18 protein-coding genes and 1 pseudogene are annotated in these 17,098 nt (G+C 58.1%); 16 read left to right on the top strand and 3 right to left on the bottom strand.

Features of this window, described 5'->3' with window-relative positions; all coding sequences use genetic code 11:
- Positions 1-12: 12 nt before the first annotated feature.
- From ftsH to ACMWKA_RS08150, 12 genes and pseudogenes are all read left to right on the top strand, one after another.
- Positions 13-1,842, top strand: coding sequence for an ATP-dependent zinc metalloprotease FtsH (gene ftsH, locus ACMWKA_RS08205; protein WP_020306398.1), 1,830 nt, complete (start codon positions 13-15; stop codon positions 1,840-1,842).
- A 78-nt stretch (positions 1,843-1,920) separates the two neighbouring features.
- Positions 1,921-2,377, top strand: a pseudogene (hsp20-GI, locus tag ACMWKA_RS08200) (small heat shock protein sHSP20-GI).
- A 22-nt stretch (positions 2,378-2,399) separates the two neighbouring features.
- Positions 2,400-3,314, top strand: a complete 915-nt coding sequence (yfdX1, locus tag ACMWKA_RS08195; protein ID WP_016446194.1) for a heat resistance protein YfdX1 — start codon at positions 2,400-2,402, stop codon at positions 3,312-3,314.
- Positions 3,315-3,416: 102 nt separating this feature from the next.
- The gene (gene yfdX2, locus ACMWKA_RS08190; RefSeq protein ID WP_038625722.1) at positions 3,417-4,304 is read left to right on the top strand and encodes a heat resistance protein YfdX2; all 888 of its coding nucleotides are present in this window, start codon (positions 3,417-3,419) and stop codon (positions 4,302-4,304) included.
- 96 nt (positions 4,305-4,400) lie between these two features.
- Positions 4,401-5,012 (top strand): heat resistance membrane protein HdeD-GI, encoded by a 612-nt coding sequence (hdeD-GI, locus tag ACMWKA_RS08185; protein WP_003285392.1) that lies wholly within the window; start codon positions 4,401-4,403, stop codon positions 5,010-5,012.
- Between the two features lie 79 nt (positions 5,013-5,091).
- Positions 5,092-6,237: a hypothetical protein gene (locus tag ACMWKA_RS08180; protein ID WP_020306402.1), complete on the top strand. Its 1,146-nt coding sequence runs from the start codon at positions 5,092-5,094 to the stop codon at positions 6,235-6,237.
- Positions 6,227-6,667 (top strand): heat resistance system thioredoxin Trx-GI, encoded by a 441-nt coding sequence (gene trx-GI / locus ACMWKA_RS08175; protein ID WP_012761376.1) that lies wholly within the window; start codon positions 6,227-6,229, stop codon positions 6,665-6,667. Before ACMWKA_RS08180 ends, trx-GI begins: the two co-directional genes overlap by 11 nt.
- 3 nt (positions 6,668-6,670) lie before the next feature.
- Complete coding sequence (gene kefB-GI / locus ACMWKA_RS08170) at positions 6,671-8,386, top strand: heat resistance system K+/H+ antiporter KefB-GI (RefSeq protein WP_012761375.1); 1,716 nt, start codon at positions 6,671-6,673, stop codon at positions 8,384-8,386.
- Positions 8,383-8,880, top strand: coding sequence for a heat resistance protein PsiE-GI (gene psiE-GI, locus ACMWKA_RS08165; protein WP_012761374.1), 498 nt, complete (start codon positions 8,383-8,385; stop codon positions 8,878-8,880). Before kefB-GI ends, psiE-GI begins: the two co-directional genes overlap by 4 nt.
- On the top strand, positions 8,858-9,823 hold the full coding sequence (locus ACMWKA_RS08160) for a zinc metalloprotease HtpX (RefSeq protein ID WP_012761373.1): 966 nt from the start codon (positions 8,858-8,860) through the stop codon (positions 9,821-9,823). The genes psiE-GI and ACMWKA_RS08160 overlap by 23 nt, the downstream gene beginning before the upstream one ends.
- 24 nt (positions 9,824-9,847) lie before the next feature.
- Entirely contained in the window at positions 9,848-10,999 is a 1,152-nt protein-coding gene (locus tag ACMWKA_RS08155) for a S1C family serine protease (protein WP_012761372.1), read from the top strand.
- Between the two features lie 232 nt (positions 11,000-11,231).
- A complete protein-coding gene (locus ACMWKA_RS08150) occupies positions 11,232-12,140 on the top strand; it encodes a LysR family transcriptional regulator (RefSeq protein ID WP_003141085.1) in 909 nt (302 codons plus the stop codon).
- Between the two features lie 317 nt (positions 12,141-12,457).
- Here ACMWKA_RS08150 and ACMWKA_RS08145 read toward each other — a convergent pair whose 3' ends face one another.
- Positions 12,458-13,399 carry a LecA/PA-IL family lectin gene (locus tag ACMWKA_RS08145; RefSeq protein ID WP_333094348.1) on the bottom strand — a complete coding sequence of 314 codons (942 nt, stop codon included), beginning with the start codon at positions 13,397-13,399 and terminating at the stop codon, positions 12,458-12,460.
- A gap of 404 nt (positions 13,400-13,803) precedes the next feature.
- Between ACMWKA_RS08145 and ACMWKA_RS08140 the strand changes: the two genes are divergently transcribed.
- Complete coding sequence (locus ACMWKA_RS08140; protein WP_013098589.1) at positions 13,804-14,433, top strand: helix-turn-helix domain-containing protein; 630 nt, start codon at positions 13,804-13,806, stop codon at positions 14,431-14,433.
- A gap of 93 nt (positions 14,434-14,526) precedes the next feature.
- Entirely contained in the window at positions 14,527-15,141 is a 615-nt protein-coding gene (locus ACMWKA_RS08135; RefSeq protein WP_029883162.1) for an outer membrane beta-barrel protein, read from the top strand.
- Positions 15,142-15,199: 58 nt separating this feature from the next.
- Here the strand turns inward: ACMWKA_RS08135 and ACMWKA_RS08130 are convergent, their stop codons facing one another.
- A complete protein-coding gene (locus ACMWKA_RS08130) occupies positions 15,200-15,598 on the bottom strand; it encodes a hypothetical protein (protein ID WP_414760123.1) in 399 nt (132 codons plus the stop codon).
- Between the two features lie 245 nt (positions 15,599-15,843).
- On the opposite strand from ACMWKA_RS08130, the gene yjdI reads away from it, so the two are divergent.
- Positions 15,844-16,074, top strand: coding sequence for a 4Fe-4S mono-cluster protein YjdI (gene yjdI, locus ACMWKA_RS08125; RefSeq protein ID WP_013098586.1), 231 nt, complete (start codon positions 15,844-15,846; stop codon positions 16,072-16,074).
- A gap of 10 nt (positions 16,075-16,084) precedes the next feature.
- Positions 16,085-16,357, top strand: a complete 273-nt coding sequence (locus tag ACMWKA_RS08120) for a GNAT family N-acetyltransferase (protein WP_013098585.1) — start codon at positions 16,085-16,087, stop codon at positions 16,355-16,357.
- Positions 16,358-16,383: 26 nt separating this feature from the next.
- Here ACMWKA_RS08120 and ACMWKA_RS08115 read toward each other — a convergent pair whose 3' ends face one another.
- Positions 16,384-16,995 (bottom strand): LysE family translocator, encoded by a 612-nt coding sequence (locus ACMWKA_RS08115; RefSeq protein WP_020687110.1) that lies wholly within the window; start codon positions 16,993-16,995, stop codon positions 16,384-16,386.
- Positions 16,996-17,098 lie beyond the last annotated feature (103 nt).

The following is a 17,098-nucleotide window of genomic DNA, read 5'->3' as shown; positions in this document are numbered from 1 at the left end:
GGAACATTGCCCATGGAAAAGAAAGATCAATGGAACATTGGCTACTGGATCGTCGCCGGCCTGTTGCTGCTGACGCTGCAGAACTACTGGCAGGCGGCCAAGACCGTCGAGCCCGTGCCCTACAGCGAATTCGAGAAGGCGCTGGCCGAGGGGCGCGTCGCCGAAGTGCTGGTGTCGGACCGCACGGTCACCGGGCGCCTGAAATCGCCGGACAGCCGGGGCAAGACCACCATCGTGGCCACTCGCGTCGAACCCGACCTGGCCGAGCGGCTGTCCAAGTACGACGTGCCTTACGCGCGGGTGGTGGAAAGCACCTGGCTACGTGATGTGCTCTCCTGGATTCTGCCGGCGGTGGCCTTCTTCGGCGTCTGGTTCTTCCTGTTCCGCCGCTTCGCCGAGAAGCAGGGCATGGGCGGCTTCCTGAGCATCGGCAAGAGCCGCGCCAAGGTGTTCATGGAGAAGAACACCGGCGTCACCTTTGCCGATGTCGCGGGTGTCGATGAGGCCAAGGCGGAGTTGGTTGAGATCGTCGATTTCCTCAAGAATCCGCAGGAGTATGGACGGCTCGGGGCGCGCATTCCCAAGGGCGTGTTGCTGGTCGGCCCACCGGGCACCGGCAAGACATTGCTGGCCAAGGCTGTTGCCGGCGAGGCGGCGGTGCCCTTCTTCTCCATCTCCGGATCAGAGTTTGTCGAGATGTTCGTCGGCGTGGGTGCAGCGCGCGTGCGCGACCTGTTCGAGCAGGCCCGCGGGCAGGCGCCGGCCATCATCTTCATCGACGAGCTCGATGCGCTGGGCCGCGCGCGCGGCGTCGGCGGCCCCATCGGCGGCCACGACGAGCGCGAGCAGACCCTCAACCAGCTGCTCACGGAGATGGACGGCTTCGACAGCTCGGTCGGGCTGATCATCCTCGCCGCCACCAACCGCCCCGAAATCCTCGACCAGGCGCTGCTGCGCGCCGGTCGCTTCGACCGTCAGGTGCTGGTGGACCGGCCCGACAAGAAGGGACGGCTGGACATCCTGAAGGTTCATGTCAAGAAGGTGACGCTGGCCCAGGATATCGATCTCGAACAGGTGGCTGCGCTGACCACGGGCTTTTCGGGTGCAGACCTCGCGAACCTGGTCAACGAGGCCGCGCTGGCCGCGACCCGGCGCAAAGCGTCCGCCGTGGAGTTGCAGGACTTCACCGCCGCCATCGAGCGCATCGTGGCGGGCCTGGAGAAGAAGAACCGAGTACTCAATCCCAAGGAGCGGGAAACCGTGGCCTATCACGAGATGGGCCATGCGCTGGTGGCGCTGGCGCTGCCCGGCACCGACCCCGTGCACAAGATCTCAATCATCCCGCGCGGCATCGGCGCGCTGGGCTACACGCTGCAACGCCCCACCGAAGACCGCTTCCTGATGACGCGCGCCGATCTGGAACACAAGATCGCCGTGCTGCTGGGCGGTCGTGCGGCCGAGAAGCTCGTGTTCGGCGAGCTGTCCACCGGGGCTGCCGATGACCTCGCACGGGCCACCGACATTGCCCGCGACATGATCACCCGCTTTGGCATGGACGAAGGACTGGGCTACATCGCCTTCGAGGCGCAGCGGCCACGCTTTCTCGATACACCGGAACTGGCCCACGGCGGCTGCCGGGTGGCCGAATCGACCCAGGCGCGCATCGATCAGGCCATCCGCGACATCGTGATGGGCGTGTTCGAGCGCGCCTACGGGATCCTCGACACCAACCGCGCGGTGCTGGAGCGTTGTGCGCGCGAACTGCTGGCGCGGGAAACGCTCGACGAGAACGACATCCTTCAATTGACCCAAGGACTTGTTCTTGATGGAAACGAAAAGTAGTAGGCGCTATTCAGAGTAAGCCGGCGGCTCTGTTCGGTGCGTCATCCAATTCGCCGGCATTGTTCAAGGAGAACCGATATGTCTGCATTGACTCCGTGGGACCCCTTCCGGGAACTGGATGAATTGCAAAACGGCCTGGCGACGATGTTCGGACGAATACCCCAGCGACAGGGCGCCCGTACCGGCAACGAAGCCATGACCACGGCGGACTGGGCACCAATGGTGGACATCAGCGAGGATGAGAACGCATTCCTCCTCAAGCTGGATCTGCCGGAGGTCCCCAAGGATGCCGCGCGCGTCAGCGCGGAAAACGGCGTGCTCACCATCAGCGGCGAGCGCAAACTGGAAAAAGAGAAGCAGTGCAAGAAGTTCCACCGCATCGAACGTGCGTATGGCCGCTTTGTGCGCAGCTCTGTCTTGCCTGACAACGTTGATCCGACCAAGGTGACGGCTGATGAAAGACGGCGCGCTGGGAGTGCGGCTTGTCAAGGCCGAGCAAGCCAAACCGAAACAGATTGAAATCTCAGTCAACTAACTTTAATTAGGAGCCCAAGATCATGAATATCAAACAGCCCCAATCAACCTTCTCCGCACTAGCCCTGGCGGTCGTCGTCGGACTGAGCGGACCGGCTCTGGCCCAATCGGCGGCAGGTTCTAGCCCAGGTGCTGCAGCACCCTCTGCCGCTTCCAAGGCGGCGCAGCCACAGGTAGATGACAAGGCCGCCCGGGAAGCCGAAAAAAAGCGTGCTGAGCTCACTCAGGACGCCATCACGGCGCTCACCAAGACCCAGGAGGCTTTGACACTCCTTGATGCAAAGAAGACCAAGGAGGCGCTCGCTGCGCTGGAACTGGCCAGCGGAAAGCTGGAACTGGTATTGGCACGCGACGCCAAACTTGCTTTGGCGCCGGTCGATGTACGCGTCATCACCCACGATATCCACGCCAACGTGGAATCGGTGAAGAAGGCGGTCAAGTTGTCTCGGGAGTTCTTGGGTGATGGCGAGCTGCAAAAGGCCCGGCCCATCGTCGCCAATCTGGCCAGCGAAATCGTGATCGAAACCGACAACCTGCCGATGGCAACGTACCCGGCAGCGATCAAGTCGGCCGCACGGCTCATCGACAGCGGCAAGATCGACGACGCCAAGGCGGAACTCGCCCGAGCACTGAACACGCTGGTGGTGACCTCGGTCGCCTTTCCTCTGCCCGTGCTACGGGCTGAAGCCGCGATGGCAAAAGCTGAAAAGCTGGCCGAGACCGACAAGCGCGATGCCAAGCAGAACGAGGAGCTCAGCACCTTGCTGTCGTCCGTGCGCACGGAGATCGAGATGGCGCAGATCCTGGGTTATGGCAAGAAGGCGGATTTCAAACCCATCTTCGATCATGTGAAGTCCATTGAGCAAAAGTCGGCTGGTGGCAAAAGCGGCAAGGGATGGTTCGACGAGTTGAAGACGCGCCTCCAAAAGCTGTTTTGAGGTGATGAAGGGGCCGACTGTTCGGTCGGTCAGTCTCGCGATGTTCGCAGTCAGCCCCAATAGATTCGCCTATTTTCACTAACTCACACGAGGCATATCACCATGAATGAGCAAACATCGAATCCCAATGCGACGAACAAAGAAATAAACGAACAGGCCGCGGTAAGCAGCCTTCCTGTCAGTCCAGAGGCCAAGGCTGAAGTCGTCACGGAGGTACAGCCTGAGGTTCAGAAGGAAACGGACTCGCAGGCGGCAGACAAACGTAAACAAGTCCTCGATGAGGCCGTCTCGGCCTTGGCGCTGACCAAATCAGCGCTGGCCGCACTTGACGGAAAGGACGCTGCACGCGCATTGGCAACGCTGGCCGAAGTGACGGGAAAGCTGGAGCTGATCGTTGCGCGCGAACCCACGCTCGCCCTGGCCCCCGTTGATGTGCGCACCATCGTGCACGACTTGTTCGCCAACACGGAAACCATTGAGGCGATGACCGACGAGGCGCTGGATGCCCTCAAACATGGCGAGGTGCAACAGGCACGTCACGTGCTGGCTTTGCTGGCCAGTGAAATCGTGATCGCGGTCACCAACATCCCTCTGGCGTCCTATCCCGCAGCCGTGAAGTCAGTCGTGCCGCTGATCGATCAGGGCAAGATTGAAGAAGCCAAAGCCGCGCTGCAGGCAGCGCTCAGCACGCTGGTCGAGACGCGCAGCGTGCATCCGCTGCCCGCCCTGCGCGCCAGGCTGCTCCTGAAGCGCGCCGAGACCTTGGTAGAAGATGGTCAGCGGAGCGAAGCGTCCAATGAGCGCCTGGAGACATTATTGAACGAAGCGCGGCAGCAGTTGGAAATGGCAGAACTGCTGGGCTATGGAAAGAAGAAGGACTTTGAGCCCCTGTATGCTGAACTCAAGAAAGTCAAGCAAAAGACGGCTGGGGGAGGCGGCGGAAAAGGCTGGCTCGATGAAATCAAGGCAAAGCTGTCCAAGTTGTTCTGAAACCGCTGGATAGGGCGTAAGAGGGGCGCGTCGCGCCCCTCTCTTGGCTCAGGAGTGTTTGCTTTTTCACCCCATTAGATCTTTAGGAGATATAGCATGAATACAGACACCATCACCGATTCCAGTGCGGATGAGCCCACCAAAACACTGTGTTCATTGACCGAAAATTGGTGGATTTTTGCGTTGCGCGGTGTCTTGGCATTGATTTTCGCAGCCCTTGCGTTCTGGATGCCACAATCGGCTCTGTTGGCCATGACCTTAGTGTTCGGCGCATTTTCCTTGGTCAATGGCGCTTTCAACTTGGTTGCAGCGGTGCGCCATATCCAGAAAAAAGAGCGCTGGGGCTGGCTGCTGTTCAGCGGCATTGTCGGCATACTTACCGGCGTCGTCGTCCTGGTTGCTCCTTGGGTCGCCACGATGGTCATGGCTTCTTTTTTATGGGCTAGCGTGGGGTTCTGGGCGATTTTCACCGGTGTGCTGGAGATATCCGCCGCCGTTCGGCTGCGTCAAGAAATCAAGGGTGAAATCTGGCTTGCCTTCAGTGGACTGCTCTCGATTGTCCTTGGCGCTATCGTCTTGTGGATATTTTTTTCCCGTCCGGTCGAGTCATTCCTGGCCGCAGGCTGGCTGTTGGGCTTCTATGCGGCAGTCTATGGTGTCACGCTTTTGTTCTTGAGTTGGCGTCTTCGCAAAACGCGCCAGGGATAAGAGCGGGTCAAACTAAATTCTATGGATATGAGCATCCTCGATTCATACCTCCATAGAAATGACATCGAAGGAGTCATACATGCAGATGCAATATAGCTATCGAGCTATCGACAAAGAGTTTCATGAACCTTGGCAGAGAGCTTTGGGAAATGTGATCGAGCACGCCCTCAAGCCATTGCTCGACAAACACACTAAAGATTCAGCGCAACTTCAAATCGTCCTTGATCGCGACAAGATCAAGCGGCAATTTCTGGCCAGTGGCTATATGCACCTGCCCGGCAAAAAGATTGTCAGCGTTACTGCATCACATGACGAGCTGACGCCCCTCGCGCAGATGCTCGCACAGTCGTTGTTCCGTCAGGCCAAGAAGCATTTTGACCGACTGCATGCTCAGGATCAAATCAAGCGCAAAGCACGACGCGAGCGCTTGCGCGAGCTCAAGGTGCGAATTGCTGCAAAACCCGCGTCAGCCGCCCATGAGGCCAAAGAGACCCGAATGCCTCTACTGTCGAAACTTGAGGCTGTCGCAAGGCGTGAGCTGGCTTATCTGCGGGCCGTCGGCGATTTACCGCGCGATTATCCGACGCTGCGCGACGTGGTGGATGAAGCGATTGTCCGAGCTGAGGTGGAATGGCAATCCGTGCCGGGGGAAAAAGAGGCTTACACCGGTCTTTTGAAGCATCTGTTCGCCGTCCTGGATAACGAAGTGGCAAGCAGCCGGCAATTTGGCGAATTCGTTTCTCTGGACGCGCCGGTCGAACCGGATGCCCAGGACGTCGCCGAGGCCATGGTGGAAGAGGAAATCTTCGAATTTTATCAGCCCGATGACACACTCAAGCTGGCCGATATCTTCGCTGGCAGTCAGCATCCCGATGTCGCAACGATCGCGGAACAGGAGGAGCTGATTGATCGGTCGAGCGAGTTCGCTTTTGCATTCGACCTGCTGAAGGACATGCCGCGTTTGTGGCGGCGCATTTTTCTGCTTATCCGTGTGGACGGGCTGAATGCCAGCAGCGTCTCTGAAATCCTGCTGATTCCTAGTAAGGAAGATGCTGTCCGAAGGTGGCTCATGCAGGCCGAAGCATTCATCGCTGCTCATCTGGAAGAGGCCGGAGTAAGCAAAAACGGGAACGATTGGCTCCAAGGCGTTGATTGGTCGGCATTGTCTGTGACCCGAAGCGAGGCAGCCTCACTGTGGTCCAAGGAGGCGAACCATGAAGAATGATCTTCACCTTGTCTGCCCGCATTGCCAGTCCATCAACCGCGTACCGACTGCGAAGCTATCGGAACATCCCAACTGCGGCCGCTGCCAGCAGCCCTTGTTCACGGGCGAGCCCATCGAGTTGACCACGGCGACGTTCTCGCGCCACGTGGAGCGCAGCGACCTGCCACTGTTGGTCGATTTCTGGGCACCTTGGTGCGGGCCGTGCAAGATGATGGCCCCGCAGTTCCAGCAAGCGGCGCGCCAGCTCGAACCCAGGGTCAGGCTGGCCAAGGTCAATACCGAGGCAGAACCCCACCTGGCCGCGCAGTTCGGCATCCGCAGCATTCCGACGCTCGCCCTGTTCCAGGGTGGGCGGGAGATCGGGCGTCAGGCTGGCGCCTTGGGCGCGCAGGACATCGTGCGCTGGGCATCTGCACAGGTGGGGCGCTGACCGATGCAGGACTTGCTCGGCGCCACCCTGATCCTGCTGGCGGCATGCAGCCTCGCGGATGTGGCGACGGCGGCGTTCAGAGTACCCGCCTTGCTGGGTTACCTCGCCGTCGGCGCCTTGCTGGGCCCGTCGGTCAGCGGTGTAGTCGCGCCGGGAGAAGCGCTTGATTTTCTGTCCGAGCTGGGCGTGGCCCTGCTGCTGTTCATGGTTGGGCTGGAGTTCTCCCTCGGGCACTTCTGGCTTTCCCGTAAAACCGTATTGGCGGCCGGCAGCTTGCAGATGATCGCTGTCGCCACGCCACTGACCTTGATGTTGATGTGGCTGGGACAGCCAGTTCAGCGCGCTGCGTTGCTCAGCACTGCGGCGGCCATGTCGTCCACGGCGCTGGTCAGCCGACAGCTGGCCGACCAAGGCGAGCTCACCACCCGCCACGGCCGCAGCGCCATCGGCGTGCTGGTCTTTCAGGACCTGGCCAGCGTGCCCCTGCTGGCCCTGCTGGCGATCTGGGCGCGCGGCGAGTCGCCGAAGATCGAGAGCGTGCTGCTCGAAGTGTTGGGCGTGCTGATGTTGTTCGCGGCAGCGGCCCTCGCCTCCCGTCGTCTGTTGCATGGCCTGCTGGGCTGGGTGGCGCGGCAGGGCCACGAAGAATCCTTCGTGCTGGTTTCCTTGTGCGTGGTGGTGGCTGCCGCCGCTGCTGCACACGCGGTCGGCGTATCCGCCGCCCTGGGTGCGTTTTTGGCCGGCATGGTGCTGGGCGAGAGCGACTTCCGTCACCACATGGAAAGCCACCTCAAACCGTTTCGCGATGTGTTGTCGGGGGTGTTCTTCGTGACCATCGGCCTGCAGTTGGACGGAGCGCAGATTCTTTCGGCACCACTGGCGGTGTTCGCGTGGCTGGCAGTGCTGGTACCGGTCAAGATCGGGCTCAACACCCTGGCCTTGCGGGCGACGCGCCTGTCCGCCCTCGATGCCTGGCGCACGGGCATAGCGTTGGGGCATGGCGGCGAGTTCGCCCTGCTGTTGTTGGGCATGGTCTTGCAGCAGCATCTGATTCCCGCGACCGTCGTACAACCCATGCTGGTCGCGCTGGTGCTCAGCATGGCCTTGGCACCGCTGCTGATCCGCCATCACGATGTACTTGCCCGGTTCTTGAGCCGCACCGGCGGCGTCATTCAGCCACCCCAGGCTGAAGAAGTTGAGATCACCGCGCAGACAGCGCGATTTCGAGACCACGTCATCATCTGCGGCGCGGGCGAGCTTGGCCTGACCGTCAGTGAGATTCTTCGCCACGCCGGCGTGGCGCATCTGCTGCTGGAAGCAGACGAGCAGAAGGTAGAGGCCGAGCGTGCCGCCGGCGTGCCGGTGTTCCATGGCGATGCGAGTCGGCCCGATACCCTGCTGGCTGCCGGGTTGGCGCAAGCGCGTCTGGTGGTGCTCACGTTCGCCCATGCCCAGCAAGTGCTGCGCATCGCCCAGGCGATTGCCGAGCGCCGTCCGGCGCTGACCTTGTGGGTGTCATGCAGAAGTACGACCGCGGCCGATGCATTTCGCGCCATGCCCAACGTGCGTGTGTACCAGCAATCCTTTGCCGCAGGCCTTGGGCTGGCGGAACAAGTGATGTCGTCGCTTGGCATGTCGGCCAAGCTCGTCGAACGAAACATCAGTGCGATGCGCCGCCGTCTCGACAGCGGCAATGTCGCAGGGAGTCCATCTGCATGAAGTCAACAGGCCGCAATCCATTTCAGGTCTTCCGTGACCAATGGGCCATCATGAGTTTATACGAGCGCTTCGAGCAGGTCGTCGCCCTCGTTCTGTCGGCGGTAATTGCCGTCATCATCGTGGTGTCGCTGTTCCAGCTCATCGCCATCGTCTTCACGCTGCTGGTCCTCGATGCCTTCAATCCCCTGGATCACAAGGTATTCCAGAGTGTGTTCGGCATGATCATGACGCTCTTGATCGCGATGGAGTTCAAGCATTCCATTGTGCGCGTGGCGCTGCGTCGGGACAGCATCATCCAGGTCAAGACCGTGATCCTCATCGGTCTGATCGCGCTGGCGCGCAAGTTCGTGATCCTTGACCCCGAGGCGAGCCCCGCAAAGATAGCCGCGCTGGCAGGCGCCACGCTGGCTCTGGGTGCGACCTACTGGCTGCTGCGCAAGCGCGGCGACCGCGCCGCCGAGACCTCTGAGCATGACCCGTCATCATCCCAGTGATCCGCGCACGGCGCTGTTGCAACACCGCTGGCTCAACCGCCTGCAGACCGGGCTGTTGGTCCTGACCCTGGTCGGGATCGCAGCCGCAGCAGGGAGACTGCCGTTTGGGGAAGGCGGCCTGTGGCTCGCGCTGTTTGCCGTTGCAGGTGCGTTGCTGCTGGAACCGGTAGCCGCGTCGGCGCTGAGCTTGCGCCTGTACCGCGTACGGGCCTTGCACCCGCAAGAAGCCCACGAGATGTGGGCCCTGTTGCGCGAGCTGCCCGCCCGTGCCGGTTTGCCCGCCACGCCGGTGCCGCACTATGTGCCCAGTGCCGTCGTCAACGCCTTCGCCACCGGATCGAAGCAGGAGGCATCGATCGCCCTCACCGATGGCCTGCTGCGCAGCCTGAGCCCACGCGAGCTGGCGGGTGTGCTCGCGCACGAGATCGCGCACATCACCAATGAGGATCTGCGCGTCATGAGGCTGGCGGATTCCGTCAGTCGCCTCACGAGCCTGCTGGCCCTCATGGGACAAATCGCGATCCTGCTCAACCTGCCCGCGCTGCTGGTTGGCGCGGCGGAGGTCTATTGGCCTGGTCTATTGTTATTGGCCGCATCGCCCCAGCTGGCCCTGCTCGCACAGCTCGGCTTGTCTCGCGTGCGTGAGTTCGACGCTGACCGCCTCGCGGCGGAACTGACGGGCGACCCGCAGGGGCTGGCGTCCGCGCTGGCGAAAATCGAGCGGGTCAGCCGCTCCTGGCGTGCCTGGCTGTGGCCGGGATGGGGCAATCCCGAGCCCTCCTGCTTGCGCACGCATCCGGCAACGCAAGAGCGTATCGCACGCCTGCTGACGTTGGCGCCTGGGCCAGCATCAGCGTTGCCATTCCACGCGCCCCATTTCTTGCCGGAATCCGCTGTGACGCCGCGCCCGCCGCGCTGGCACCCGAGCGGGCTGTGGCGCTGATTGCCTATCAACAGGAGACTTCTCATGGCCTACCCCGACCCGTACCCACGCCCCGCACCGGACCCCTTCATCCGGCGCTGGCTCTTCATCACCGCCTGTATTGCCACGCTCATGCTGCTGTGGCAGTTCCTGCCCGCCATCGAGGCCTGGTTCAGTCCGCGCGAGGCGGCAGATCGCACCGTGACGGCGCGTGGCGATCTGGCGGCGGACGAGAAAGCCACCATCGAACTGTTCGAAGAATCGCGCGCTTCGGTGGTCTACATCACCACCGCGCAGCTGGTGCGCGACGTCTGGACTCGCAATGTCTTTTCCATGCCGCGCGGCACCGGTTCGGGCTTTATCTGGGACGATGCCGGCCACGTCGTCACCAACTTCCACGTCATCCAGGGTGCTTCTGAAGCCACGGTCAAACTCGCCGATGGCCGCGACTACCAGGCCGCGCTGGTGGGGACGAGCCCAGCGCACGACATCGCCGTGCTCAAGATTGGCGTCGGTTTCAAGCGCCCGCCGGCCGTGCCGGTCGGCACCAGTGCCGACCTCAAGGTGGGTCAGAAGGTGTTCGCTATCGGCAACCCCTTCGGCCTGGACTGGACGCTCACCACCGGCATCGTCTCCGCGCTCGACCGCTCGTTACCCGGAGAAGCGGGCGGCCCGGCCATCGATCACCTGATCCAGACCGACGCCGCCATCAACCCTGGCAACTCCGGTGGGCCGCTGCTCGATTCGGCAGGAAGGCTCATCGGCATCAACACGGCGATCTATAGCCCCTCCGGCGCCTCGGCCGGGATTGGTTTCGCCGTGCCGGTGGACACCGTCATGCGCGTAGTCCCGCAACTCATCAAGACCGGTAAGTACATCCGTCCGGCGCTGGGCATTGAGGTGGACGAACAGCTCAATCAGCGTCTGCTTGCACTGACCGGAAGCAAGGGCGTGTTCGTGTTGCGTGTTACCCCTGGTTCGGCAGCGCACAAGGCCGGCCTCGCGGGTGTCGAAGTCACGCCGCAAGGCATCGTGCCGGGCGACCGCATCATCGATGTTGATGGCAAGGCGACGGACGATGTGGCCAAGCTGCTCGCGCGGCTAGACGACAGGAAGGTCGGCGATGTGGTGGTCTTGTCAGTGGAACGGGCCGGCAAATCGCGCGAGGTGCGTGTGGAGCTGCAACCCGGGAATTGATTGAACTGAACCTGTGGATCAGGCGGTAGTGCAGCGTCGCGGTGATTGAGGTTCTCAGGTCTTCGGCCAGGTAGCGTTCCGCCTCAACCTCCGTAATTTTCGGATGCGATCTGCCTATCCGAATAGGCAAGCATGCAACGCCGGAACCTCTTGCCAATCATCGAAGGAGAAAGCGAGGCGCAATCCGCATGAGGTGGACGCAGGCCAGGAACGAGGCAAACAGGAGGCCGCATTGGAACTCAGACTACTGCGCTATTTCGTTGCGGTCGCGGAAGAACTGCATTTCGCGCGAGCGGCCGAGCGCCTTGGCGTAGAACAATCGCCTGTGTCGCGCGCAATGCGCAATCTCGAAGCCACGCTCGGCGTGCAGTTGTTCGACCGCAGCGCGCACCAGACGCGACTGACCTGGGCCGGTCAAGTGTTCCTCGGTGAGTGCCGGCGTGTGCTGGCCACCGTGGAGCAGGCGGTGAGTGCCGCAAAGGCGGCGGCGCAGGGCTATCAGGGTTATCTGCGCATCGCCATCTGCGACAGCTTGGCGCAGCCCCACATTGCCACCTTGCTGGCGCGCAGCCGCGAGGAAGAGCCCGAACTGGAGATTCGCGTCTTCGAGCTGCCTTTCGCGCAGCAGCTCAAGGGCCTGCACAACGATCTGCTGGACATCGGCTTTGCGCTGTCGGACGCGGTGAGCGAAGGCCTTGTCGCCGAGCCCGTGTGGACCGATCCTCTGTCGGTGATCGTGCCCGTGCGCCACCCCTTGTTGGCGCACGCGGAAGTGCCATTGGATGAAGCCTTGAAGTTTCCGTTGGTACTGTGCCATCCGGACGCGGGATCGGGCTGCCACCACCAGATCCAGGCGGTGCTTCAAGGTGCGTCCAAGCCGCTCAAGCTGGTAGATCAGGTGACGAGCCTAGGCGTGATGCTGACTCTGGTCGGTGCCGGTTATGGCCTAGGTTTCGCCATTGCCTCGCAGGTGCAGACCCTGAACCGCCCCGACATAACCGTTCGCCCCTTGGCCGGCACGCCGCCCATGCTGTCTACCTACCTGCTGCGCCGCAGCGCCGAACCCTCTGAGCCCATGAAGCGGTTTCTGCAGCGCGCCCGCGAGGAGTTCCTGCCAAAGGGAGATGAACCGGCCTCGTGACGTTGAGCGCTCGGGTACATTGGCTACTGCTGGCTGTCCATGGCTCGCACTGGACTTGCTCGGAGCGCGCGTTGACCAAGCGTGGTTTTCAGTCCATAATTATGTCCATCTCGGTTCGCCGAGTGCGGAAAACTCGTTATCAATCAACGAGTTGGGAACACGATGATGTTCCCATCGCCCGCTCCAGACCTTTCTTAAAGACTAAATCCTAAGCGACTCTGTTAAAGCTTTCTGGCTGATTTACTTACTGTAAGCAATTTTGAACATCGCACTGCCATCCAGCATTCTCGCTAAATAGCAGTCCGACTTTTTTGACGTTAACCCTTTATTTTCAGTTCCTTGATGCGGAAATCATTTCCCATACTGGCTGACACATGGCTGACTACCGCGAGTTCAGCCTGACTGCCCGTGGCTTTGAATTTTCCACTCAGGGTTACCCATTCATTTGCCTGCTTCAGTTCCAGGGGGGCGGAAACGTCTTTGCCATCAGCACGCAGCGAAACCTTTGGCGCTTCATATTTTCCTATGATGCGCGCAATTTTCACCGTCCAGGTATATTCATACCCGGCAGTCAGACCTGTCAGTGTCTTTTTGAGGATCTCACCGGCATGGTTTTTATTAGGTCTGGTAATAAACTCGACGGCGCGGGTGCTGGCGTCAACCAGGTAAAGATCGTGACCGGCAGGTCCGGCCTGCCAGTTATTCCAGTTATCGCGCTCAAAGTTGGTTAAATCTTCAAACGGAGCTGCCGCCGCGGCGGAAATATCCGCCTCGCGATACACTTCAACGCTGAATTCACCGGCGTTGTCTTTGTACTGGTCTTTGCCATCGGCAAAAAACAGCGTCAACGTCCCTTCAGCTGGAACCGACCAGCGGTATTTATGATTACCAACCGGATAATTTTCGTTACCAAGGCGTGCCTGAAGCGAAGGATTGCGTAACGTTAGCGTTTCACCCTCTCGGGGAATACGCCCCTGTGGTGCGGTAAGCGCAAAATTTTCACTTCCATTCCTGGCCCAACCACTGGCCAGAATAGTAATTATCTCTCCCGCTTTGAGGGCAACTCCTGTATTTGTCCCTTCGGCATTTTTTGCGTCAACTTTTCCTGACCAGATTAAATTTTCGCTCATGTCTGACTCCTGTGACAGCGTGGCGAAGAATTTCGCCATTGAAAGATAGTCCTTACGAAATGCGTGATTTAAGTCACTCAGTTCTGCTAACCGCCTGATAATTTGAATAAATAAAATCCTGAGAAGCACGAACTTCTCATCATCATTACCCGGTTGTTATCGGCAGGAATGAGAATAGTCAGGTGGTATATACAATTCAAAACGCTAAAAGCTTTATTAAGGGTTGCGATTTTGTAATCAATTAAAAATATTAAAATAATTATCGCTGAATTAGGAATAATCTTAAGAAATAAGAGGGTGAGTGCAGGGTTTTTAAATCGTTTATTCTCCCCATTGTTTACGTTGATATTCATGTAAGCACTTCAGGAAATCGGGCATACTTATCACGTGTCATGCGGGTAAAGTTCAAAAATAAACAAATTATCTTTTTACGTATGCCATACCCTCTGATATACCTTCATTCCCTCATACCAGTCTGAGTGATGGCCGCTGTGGTCTATACTGGCCATTATCGAATACCCAAAGGTGGTGTCATGCATATATTGCCTCCTGTTCGCCCTGAACACTCCATTGAACGCCTGACGGCGGTACTTGAACCCATTGCGGAAAAAGTGAAGCTCGCGCCGCGTAAGCGGATTACCTGGAAACATAAAGGCCGCCAGCAAATGTATCTTTTTCAGGAAGGAGAGCTTTCTTTGCTGCGGGCATCTGACGGGTTGCTGTTAGTTAGCGTTTTTGAGCCTCATCTGTTCGGCATTGCCGAGATGATCCAGCCGACGCAAGGACATATACTACGCGCAGAACGGGAGTCTCTGATTTTGCGTGCTGATGCAGATGAAGCCGCCGCGCGATTTCGTGAACAGGGCGTCTGGGAGGATGTGGCAGCCTTGCTGTCGTACCATACGGCCTATCTCATTTATCGTGATGCCCAGGTTGTGCAGCAGCGCACCTATTCCGTGATTCGCAGCTATCTGCAGGAGATGATATTACTGCCCGATGAGGTGCGGATGCGAACAACTATTCTGGAATATATTCAGGATCGTACGCTTCTTTCCCGCAGCAGTATTCTCAATGTATTATCTGCACTTAAGCAAGGTAAATATATCGCGTTCAAACGTGGCGGATATTTACTGGAGGTAGGGCATTTGCCAGAGTCATTTTAAAATTTAAAAATAAACAGAAAATGATTTCGCGATCGTCGTGTTTGTCGATATCGTTTGCTCACTGAAATATTCAACAGAGTAAACGGGATTTCTATGAAAAAGACACTTGTTGCATTAATTCTGGCTAACGCTTTTACCGCAACGTCTGCATTTGCAGCGGCAGATACAGGCACCTGGTATAGCGGTGCTAAATTCGGCTGGTCACACTATTTTGACGCCAGCACCGGATCGAAAGCGAGCGATAATAATAATGGCTCGAACCAGTATAATATCGATCATGATAATGTCGGTGGTGGGGTATACGCGGGTTATCAGATGACTCCGTGGCTGGCACTGGAAGGCGGGTACGATTATTTAGGCAATATGCAGATTAAAGGCAAACATAGCGCGGGGGCACAAATGAAAAGCCAGGGGCTACAGATGTCCTTAAAAGCCAGCTATGCCGTGACCGACAGCTGGGATATCTATGGTCGTGCCGGAGCGATGGCCTATCGTGCTGAGTCTGATGTAAGTGGTCACAATCGTTTTGAAACAGGCGTTCGCCCGCTTGCCGCAGTCGGGACGGAGTATGCGTTTAACAAAAATTTAGCGGGCCGTCTGGAATATCAATGGGTAAGCAACGTGGGTAATGCCAACCAGATTGGCGTCAGCAGCGACGTAAGCTCTGTGACTGCTGGACTGACATGGCGATTTGGACAGCACGATTAATCCTTGCCATCCTTTCCGTTACAAAAGCCCGACTGTTCAGCAGTTGGGCTTTTGGCATTTAACCGGTGACTAAAGGTTGAAGGACAATGTTAATCTTTTGCAGCCCCGTGACGTTTTTATCTTTCAGGTACTGCTGATTAACCATTTCCAGCTGCTCAAGTTTAGTCAGCGAGGCGAAGACCGGCTGAACAGGGCTATCTTCGGTAAAAATATCTTTCGCGGTAGTCTGTTGTAAATAATCTGATTTCAACTGCGCTGTTAAACGGTCGATCTGAACTTTATTTTCCTGATACAGCGCAGCGATATGCGATGCCGGAATTTCTGGCGGTTTTTCTCCGGGTAAAACTAATGGGATCTGCAGATGATGGATTTGTTCAACCTTATCAGGCGCAGAAGTGCTGCAGGCGGTTAATAAACTGAGGCTGAGCAGAGTCAGTAATAATGACCGTTTCTTCATGGGGTACTCGTGTTAAATAAGCAGAGCGGACATTATCGTAAACAACCGATACATCTTCAGATTAAACTTGTTTAATTTTAAATATCCCGGCGGGAATAATCAGCCAGGCTGACGCAGCAACCCCGTCTGCGTCAGTCATGCACGCAGGGGAAACAATCCGGCAAGAAAACGCTATACGTTATAGCCATCAGGATCCCGTAAGGCTATGCTTCATTCAGCACGATAATAATTACAGAGGCAATGTCATGGATAAAGAACTACTGGATGCGGGTTACCGGGCCTATACCGGGGAGAAAATTGACGTCTACTTCAATACCGGGATCTGCAAACACTCCGGTAACTGCGTTCGCGGCAGCGCAAAGCTGTTTAATCTGAAACGTAAACCGTGGATCATTCCTGATGAAGTGGACGTGGAAACCGTTGTACGCGTGATTGATACCTGCCCGAGCGGTGCGCTGCAGTATCGCCAAAAATAAGCGAGGAACCATGGATATTCTGGAAGGCCATAACAAGTTTTATGTGAACGATGCGAACGGCAATCAGGTTGCAGAGATTGTCTTCGTACCCACAGGTGAGCATCTGAGCATTATTGAGCACACCGATGTCGATCCGAGCCTGAAGGGGCAAGGGGTTGGTAAGCAGCTGGTGGCGAAGGTGGTGGAGAAAATGCGCGGTGAGAATCGCAAAATTATCCCGCTGTGCCCGTTTGCAAAGCATGAGTTTGATAACACGCGGGAATATGACGATATTCGGGCGTAAAACACACCGGCGATGGCCGGTGTGTTTTATCTCACCTGCTCCAGCAGCAATCCCAGCGCGATCGCCACCATAATCCCCCCTGAGGCCATGCTCACCGCACGTGCCGCCTGCGGACGGGTCGCCAGCACTGCTTTCGAACCATACCCCACCAGCAAATAGACCAGTGTGCAGGTGATAAGATGCATCACACCCAGGGCTGACATCTGCGTGGCAATCGACCAGCTTCCCTTTGGATCGGTAAACTGCGGAAGCAACGCCAGAAACAGTAAGAAGACTTTTGGGTTGAGCCCGCTGATACATAATCCCTTCACCGCCCACTGTTTCCAGTTTCCTGCATGCTGTACGGTGCTTTCCGGCGCAGCAGGATGGCGTAACAGCGTGATGCCGAGCCACAGCAGATAAACCGCCCCCGCAATTGTCAGCCCTGATAATGCCAGTGGATGTTGAGCAATCAACACACCCACGCCCGCCACTACGACCAGCGTGGCGAGCAGATGCCCGGACATCAGTCCCATCACCGCCGGCACTACGCGCCGCCCGTTGATCCCGGCGCTGATCGCATAGGCCCAGTCTGCACCCGGTGTCATGATGAGCAGGAAGGACACCACCCAAAAACCGGCCACAATACTCATTTCCATCGTCTGTGAAACCCCTGTATCTGAATTACCCGGAGAGAAAGAATATCGGTATCGGTACGAAATGAGTTTTCAATGTTATGCTCATAAAACGCTAAAATTGAGA

Origin of the sequence: Enterobacter sp. 03-F-07-AD-ECC, from assembly GCF_047530935.1 — a bacterium.
Taxonomy (GTDB): Bacteria; Pseudomonadota; Gammaproteobacteria; order Enterobacterales; family Enterobacteriaceae; genus Enterobacter; species Enterobacter cloacae.
Note: the sequence above shows the minus strand (reverse complement) of the source record. Positions and strands in the feature narration are given on the sequence as shown.

Bases quoted from the DNA above. Each gene is read 5' to 3' on its own strand.
- hdeD-GI (WP_003285392.1), top strand. From the start codon at position 4,401: ATGAATACAGACACCATCACCGATTCCAGTGCGGATGAGCCCACCAAA.
- psiE-GI (WP_012761374.1), top strand. From the start codon at position 8,383: ATGAAGTCAACAGGCCGCAATCCATTTCAGGTCTTCCGTGACCAATGG.
- yfdX2 (WP_038625722.1), top strand. From the start codon at position 3,417: ATGAATGAGCAAACATCGAATCCCAATGCGACGAACAAAGAAATAAAC.
- kefB-GI (WP_012761375.1), top strand. From the start codon at position 6,671: ATGCAGGACTTGCTCGGCGCCACCCTGATCCTGCTGGCGGCATGCAGC.
- ACMWKA_RS08135 (WP_029883162.1), top strand. From the start codon at position 14,527: ATGAAAAAGACACTTGTTGCATTAATTCTGGCTAACGCTTTTACCGCA.
- ACMWKA_RS08130 (WP_414760123.1), bottom strand. From the start codon at position 15,598: ATGAAGAAACGGTCATTATTACTGACTCTGCTCAGCCTCAGTTTATTA.
- ACMWKA_RS08120 (WP_013098585.1), top strand. From the start codon at position 16,085: ATGGATATTCTGGAAGGCCATAACAAGTTTTATGTGAACGATGCGAAC.
- yjdI (WP_013098586.1), top strand. From the start codon at position 15,844: ATGGATAAAGAACTACTGGATGCGGGTTACCGGGCCTATACCGGGGAG.
- ACMWKA_RS08115 (WP_020687110.1), bottom strand. From the start codon at position 16,995: ATGGAAATGAGTATTGTGGCCGGTTTTTGGGTGGTGTCCTTCCTGCTC.
- ACMWKA_RS08160 (WP_012761373.1), top strand. From the start codon at position 8,858: ATGACCCGTCATCATCCCAGTGATCCGCGCACGGCGCTGTTGCAACAC.
- ACMWKA_RS08180 (WP_020306402.1), top strand. From the start codon at position 5,092: ATGCAGATGCAATATAGCTATCGAGCTATCGACAAAGAGTTTCATGAA.
- ftsH (WP_020306398.1), top strand. From the start codon at position 13: ATGGAAAAGAAAGATCAATGGAACATTGGCTACTGGATCGTCGCCGGC.
- yfdX1 (WP_016446194.1), top strand. From the start codon at position 2,400: ATGAATATCAAACAGCCCCAATCAACCTTCTCCGCACTAGCCCTGGCG.
- trx-GI (WP_012761376.1), top strand. From the start codon at position 6,227: ATGAAGAATGATCTTCACCTTGTCTGCCCGCATTGCCAGTCCATCAAC.
- ACMWKA_RS08155 (WP_012761372.1), top strand. From the start codon at position 9,848: ATGGCCTACCCCGACCCGTACCCACGCCCCGCACCGGACCCCTTCATC.
- ACMWKA_RS08140 (WP_013098589.1), top strand. From the start codon at position 13,804: ATGCATATATTGCCTCCTGTTCGCCCTGAACACTCCATTGAACGCCTG.